Source organism: Massilia sp. P1_C10, from assembly GCF_056406475.1.
In genome coordinates this window covers 1-6447 of record NZ_JBFUAC010000017.1, presented here as the reverse complement: position 1 = coordinate 6447, position 6447 = coordinate 1, and the positions used below count along the sequence as shown (strand labels likewise).

Sequence of the window (6447 nt, the reverse complement as noted above, 5' to 3'; positions counted from 1 at the left end):
TAAGTCTGGAAGAGATAACCGCTGAAAGCATCTAAGCGGGAAACTTGCCTTGAGATGAGATTTCCCAGAGCCTTGAGCTCTTTAAAGGGTCGTTCGAGACCAGGACGTTGATAGGTCAGGTGTGGAAGTGCAGTAATGCATTAAGCTAACTGATACTAATTGCCCGTACGGCTTGTCCCTATAACCTTAACAGGTACGGAGATAAGAAGAACGGCGCTGTTGATTGTTCTGATTCATACTCATTACCCATGTAATACAAAAACTTACTTCTTCCAGATTCTAGGAATTGCTGCCCCATTGGGAGCAAGACCTGTACAAGTTATGCCTGATGACCATAGTAACTCGGTACCACCCCTTCCCATCCCGAACAGGACCGTGAAACGAGCTTACGCCGATGATAGTGCTGCAACCAGTGTGAAAGTAGGTTATCGTCAGGCTAGTTATAAGAGAAAAACCCAAGCAGAAATGCTTGGGTTTTTTTTCGTCTGATGGTTTGTGACGCCCACCAAGCTTGCGTCGAGTCAATAACGCTTGGCACCCCTACAGCGATGATGACCGCCGGTCCGCATTTCTTCCGCCCAGGAGGTGTCCATGCAAGCGCGTCTTTGCCTATCGATATTCCTTTCATGCGCGCTCGCCGCGTGCGGCCGAAGCGGCGACACGCCGCCGGCTCCTCCTGCTACATTCAGCGCCGAGCTGGCGCGCACGAGCTACGGTGTCGCCCATGTGCGCGCCGCCGATTTCCGCGGCATCGGCTACGGCCTGTCCTACGCCTACGCGCAGGACAATGTCTGCATGTTCGCCGACAGCCTGTTGACCGTCCGCGGCGAACGTTCGCGATTCTTCGGCAGTGATGCGCACGCCACTCGTCCGTTGAATGGCGAGTACGGCGCGGCGAGCGACTTCATGGACCTGAATAACGCCGACAGCGATTTCTTCTTCAAGGGCTATCTCGACATCGAGCAGCTGCGCGCCGGTTACGCCGCCGGCTCGAAGGAGGCGCGCGATCTGCTCGAGGGCTATGCCGCCGGCTACAACCGCTACCTGAAAGACTACGCAGGCCGCTATCCGGCCGCTTGCAATAACGCTGCGTGGGTCAGGCCGATGACGGCCGACGACATGATGCTGGTGATCGCCGAAAAAGCGCTGCACGCTTCCGGCGAGGTGTTCGCGAAAGAAATCGTCGATGGCGCGCGCGATCCCGGCGTGGTGGCGCCGGTGGTCGCACGCATCTCACCGCGCAAGCCGGACCGCTCCTTCGTGCAAACCCGACTGGCGCAACTGACCGCTTCCAAATTGGGCAGCAACGGCCTGGCGATCGGCAAGGACCTGTCGGTCAGCGGACGCGGCATCCTGCTCGGCAATCCGCACTACCCCTGGACCAGCACCGACCGCTTCTACCAGGCGCACCTGACCATCCCCGGCCGTTACGATGCGATGGGCGTGACGCTGGGCGGACTGCCGATCGTCGTCATCGGCTTCAACAAGGACGTCGCGTGGACGCATACCGTGACGACGGCGGTGCACTTCACCACCTTCAGGCTCGCGCTCGATCCCGGCGATTCCAGCGGAACCACTTATCTGTCCGACGGCGCCAAAATAAAGATGACGCCGAAGACGGTCACGGTCGACATCCGCATGCCGGACGGGCGCATCGCCAGCCGCCGCAAGACGTTTTACTTCAGCAAGCAGGGCGCGGTGCTGGTCAAGCCCGAGGCGGGCATCGCCTGGACGCCCGCCGCGGTGCACGTGCTGGCCGACCCCAACCGCAACAACACCCGCCTGATGGAGCAGTGGATCGCGCTTGGTTCGTCGGCCAGCGTGCAGGAGATGAAGACGGCGCTCGACCGCATCGTCGGACTTCCGTGGATCAACACGGTGGCGGTGGACCGCCACGGCAACACCATGTACGCCGACGCCAGCGTGGTGCCGCGCGTCGGCGCCGACAAGTTCGCGTCCGATTGCCTTGTGATGCCGCTGCTGCTCATGTTCGACGGCTCGCGCGGCGGCTGCGGCTGGGGCCAGGACGCCGGCGCGCCGGCCGGCATCTACGCGCCGGCCAACGGACCGTGGATGATCCGCGCCGATTACGTCGGCAACTCGAACGACAGCTACTGGCTGACCAATCCGCGCGCGCTGTTCAAGGGGCCGGGGCCGTTCGGCTTCTCGCCGCTGTACGGCGCCGTCGGCGTCGAGCAGAAATTGCGCACGCGGATCGGCTTCCTGCAGCTCGAGGAAATGATTGCGCAGCGCAAGCGCCTGCAGCCGGCCGACGTGCGCGAGCTGATGTTTGCCGACCGGGTCTACGCGGCCGAACTGATCCTGCCGGAACTGCTGCCGCTGTGCGCCGGCGATGCCTCCCTTGCGCAAGCCTGCAACGTGCTGGCCGCGTGGGACCGCCGCGCCAATCTGGACAGCCGCGGCGCGGTGCTGTTTCGCGAATTCTGGAACCTTGCCGCTGCGATCCCCGGCAAGTGGGCCAAGCCGCTCGTCGCCAGCGATCCGGTCAACACGCCGTCCGGCCTGGCGCCGGGCGCCGCGCCCGCGATGCTGGCCGCGTTGAAGAGCGCGGTGCAAAAGCTGCAGGCGCTGAAGATCCCGCTCGACGGCCGCCTCGGCGATTTCCAGGACGACACGCGCGCAGGCGTGCGCGTGCCGGTCCACGGCGCCATCGGCGACATCGACGGCTCCTACAACTCGATCCACATGGCCGCGCCGCTCGACGCGAGCGGCTATCACGACGTCGCCTGGGGCAGCAGCTATATCCAGGCGGTGACCTTCGACGACGCCGGTCCAGTGGCGCAGGCGATGCTGGTGTACGGCCAGTCGGTCGACCCGACATCGCCGCACTACAAGGACCAGGTGCCGCTGTTCTCGCGCAAGGAATGGCCGTCGCTGGCGTTTGCGCAAGAGAAGATCAAATCGGACCCGAACTACCGCCTCCTCACGCTGTCGGAGTAATGCTGGTGTCACGCAGCGGCGGCTGAAAGACAAACAAACCCCGCATAGTTGCTGGGTTCTTTTTTGCGCGCGAGTTTGCGAGTATTGATCTCTCACGGCAAACGCGGCGCCCGGTTTCCCGGCGCCGCCAACTCCCGCGCACCCGCCCGGGATCCTTCGCCGCTTGCAGAGTCCACGAGTTTTCCGAACCGGGTCCGGATTCGGAAAGGAGTGCGTTCGCGCCGAGCGTGTGCGCACAACAATGATGCTGTCCAACCGGGAGCAAAGATGAAGACCAAGAAATCGCAGGGAGCGGCAGGTATGGGTGATCGCGAAGGCGGCGAGCAGGACGACGCCGCCGCCAGCATGAATGGGATGCAAGGCAATGGCGAGGCCGATCACGGCTCGCTGCAGATGCCCAGCGAAGCGCTGATGGGCGAGTCCGACCCCAACGATCGCGGCATGCCCGGCGTGAGTCAGCGGGGCGCGCAACAAGGCATGCCCAAAGGCGGCATGGAAGCAGGCGGCGCCGGGATCGGCCAGAGCATGCCGGGAGGCGGCATGGGCGATGGCGGCGGCATCGGCATCGGTGGACGCGGCGATGGCGGCGGCGGCACGCCAAACGTCCGCACCTGTGGGACCATGGCGGTGCATCGCCGGCTGCTGTCGACCGATCCGCAATACGCGCGCATGCGCGACCAGATTGAAATTCACGCGCGCCGCTATGAAACCGGCGAGGAGTCGACCCAGCGCACCGGCATCACGCGCATTCCGGTGGTGGTGCACGTGGTGTGGAACACCGCGGCGCAGAACATTTCCGATGCGCAGATCGCGAGCCAGATCGACGTGCTCAATCGCGACTTCCGCCGCGCCAATTCGGACTTCTCGATCACCCCCGCGCCTTTCCTGCCGCTCGCCACCGACGCGCGCATCGAGTTCTTCCTCGCCACCAGCACGCCGACCGGCGCGCCGTCGACCGGCATTGAGCGGCGCCAAACCACGGTCACCGCCTTCAGCGACAACGACGCGGTCAAGTCGGCGGCCAGCGGCGGCATGGACGCGTGGCCATCGGCGAACTACCTGAACATCTGGGTATGCCCGCTTGGCGGCGGCCTGCTCGGCTACGCCCAGTTCCCGGGCGGCCCTGCCAACACCGACGGCGTGGTGTGCCTGCACTCGGCGTTCGGCACCAATGGCACTGCGGCCGCGCCGTTCAACCTCGGCCGCACCAGCACGCACGAAATCGGCCACTGGCTGAACCTGAACCACATCTGGGGCGACGACGGCACCGGCTGCTCGGGCACCGACAACGTGGCCGACACGCCGAACCAGGGCGGCCCGAATTTCGGCGCGCCGCCATTCCCGCACCTTAGCTGCAGCAACGGCCCGAACGGCGACATGTTCATGAACTACATGGACTACGTCGACGACCGCGCGATGGTCATGTTCACCGCCGGCCAGGTCGCGCGTATGCAGGCCTGCCTCGATGGCGTGCGCAGCGCGATCGGCGTCGGCGCCGGCGTCGTCAGCACGATCCGTCCGAGCTCGTCGCCGGTGGTGGCGTGGGGGCCGAACCGCATCGACACCTTCGTGCTCGGCACCGACCGCGCCCTGTATCACAAGTGGTGGGGCGGCAGCTCGTGGGGACCTTCGCTGACCGGCTACGAAAACCAGGGCGGCGTGTGCACCTCCTCGCCGCAGGCCGTGTCGTGGGGCCCGAACCGGCTCGACGTGTTCGTCACCGGCACCGACAGCGCGCTGTATCACAAGTGGTGGAACGGCTCCGCGTGGGGCCCGTCGCTGAGCGGCTACGAATACATGGGCGGTTTGTGCGTCGGCGATCCGCGCGCCATCTCGTGGGGACCGGACCGCCTCGACGTCTTCGTCCTCGGCACCAACCGCGCGCTGTTCCACAAGTGGTGGAACGGCTCGTCGTGGGGGCCGTCGGTCACCGGCTACGAGAACATGGGCGGCGTGTGCGTCGGCCAGCCCGAAGTCGCATCGTGGGGCCCGAACCGCCTCGACGTGTTCGTCATCGGCACCGACCGCGCGCTGTATCACAAGTGGTGGGACGGCAATGCGTGGGGCCCATCGCTCACCGGCTACGAGCGGCTGGGCGGCGTGTGCACTTCGGCGCCGAAGGTAGTCGCCTGGGGCCCGAACCGGCTCGACGTGTTCGTCACCGGCACCGACGGCGCGCTGTATCACAAATGGTGGGATGGCCATGCATGGGGCCCATCGCTGACCGGTTTCGAGCGCCTCGGCGGCATCTGCATCGGCCAGCCGGAAGTGGTGGCGTGGGGACCGAACCGGCTCGACGTGTTCGTCATCGGCACCGACAGCGCGCTGTATCACAAGTGGTGGAACGGCTCCGCATGGGGACCATCGGTCACCGGCTTCGAGGCGATGGGCGGCATCTGCACCTCGCAGCCGCGCGCCGTCGCGTGGGGCCCGAACCGGCTCGACGTGTTCGTCACCGGCACCGATAGCGCCCTGTATCACAAGGCGTGGAACGGCTCCGCATGGACGCCTTCGGTCACTGGCTACGACTTCATGGACGGCACGATTTCCGTGCTGCGCGAGGCGCAGAAGCCCGAGCAGCCGCCCATTGAAGCGCAGATCCCGCCGGCCTACATCCAGGGCGAGGCCGGCCAGACGCTGGTCGCGATTCAATGATGGGCGGCGGCGAGCAGGGCCTCAGCGGCTCGTGGACGCATTCGTTCGAGGAGGACGTCGGATCCGACAAGGTCTATCGTCCCAGCGACTCGTTTGCGTTTCCACCGGCCCGGCGTCCGCGCGACACGCTCGACTTCAGCAGGCCCGGTCAGTGCACGACCGGCGTGCCGGGGCCGGACGACAGGCTGCAGCGCACTACGGTGAGCATGACCCCGTTGGGCATGAACCGTTTCCGTCTCGGCGACTCCCGCGAGATTGAAGTGGTCGAAGTGCGCAGCGACATGCTGAAAGTGCGGGGCGGCTGACGCCCCTGGGGTCTGGTCCGGCGGACCCGACCCCATTTTTCAAATCGCCCTTGCCAGCGTCGCGCCCCTTTGCTATAGTTCGCCTCCCCGCTGAAACGGTAGCAAAAACGAGCAGCTGGGGACGTCGCGAAACGCGACGGTGCAGAAAAAAGAAGTTGACGAAACAGCGAAAACGCTTCATACTCTTTCTTCTTCGCGGCTGACAAACAAAACGATTTGTCGACAAGCCGCAAGGCAGTACCGAATAAAGTTCTTTAACAATTAACAGTCGATAAGTGTGGGCGTTTGATGAAGGTGCCAGTGACCTCGGTCACTGAATACTTAAATTATCAAATGTTCACAAAAAAGAAATATAGGCGCTTCGCAAGAAGTGGCCTGTCAGTATTTTGAGTGAGCGATCTGTCCGCAAGGACATTAAACAGAGATTGAACTGAAGAGTTTGATCCTGGCTCAGATTGAACGCTGGCGGCATGCCTTACACATGCAAGTCGAACGGCAGCGCGGGGCAACCTGGCGGCGAGTGGCG

General features: G+C 64.1%; 3 protein-coding genes and 3 rRNA genes. All 6 read left to right on the top strand.

The features are described 5' to 3' along the window. Positions 1-180 (top strand): 23S ribosomal RNA (locus AC1D02_RS22110); the annotation flags it as partial. Between the two features lie 144 nt (positions 181-324). Beyond that, positions 325-437 (top strand): 5S ribosomal RNA (gene rrf, locus AC1D02_RS22105). 154 nt (positions 438-591) lie between these two features. Beyond that, positions 592-2961 (top strand): penicillin acylase family protein, encoded by a 2370-nt coding sequence (locus AC1D02_RS22100; protein WP_477320613.1) that lies wholly within the window; start codon positions 592-594, stop codon positions 2959-2961. A 267-nt stretch (positions 2962-3228) separates the two neighbouring features. Next, on the top strand, positions 3229-5616 hold the full coding sequence (locus AC1D02_RS22095) for a DUF8189 domain-containing protein (RefSeq protein WP_477320612.1): 2388 nt from the start codon (positions 3229-3231) through the stop codon (positions 5614-5616). Then, on the top strand, positions 5613-5921 hold the full coding sequence (locus AC1D02_RS22090; RefSeq protein ID WP_477320611.1) for a hypothetical protein: 309 nt from the start codon (positions 5613-5615) through the stop codon (positions 5919-5921). Before AC1D02_RS22095 ends, AC1D02_RS22090 begins: the two co-directional genes overlap by 4 nt. Positions 5922-6348: 427 nt before the next feature. Next, positions 6349-6447: ribosomal RNA gene (locus AC1D02_RS22085) — 16S ribosomal RNA — on the top strand; the annotation flags it as partial.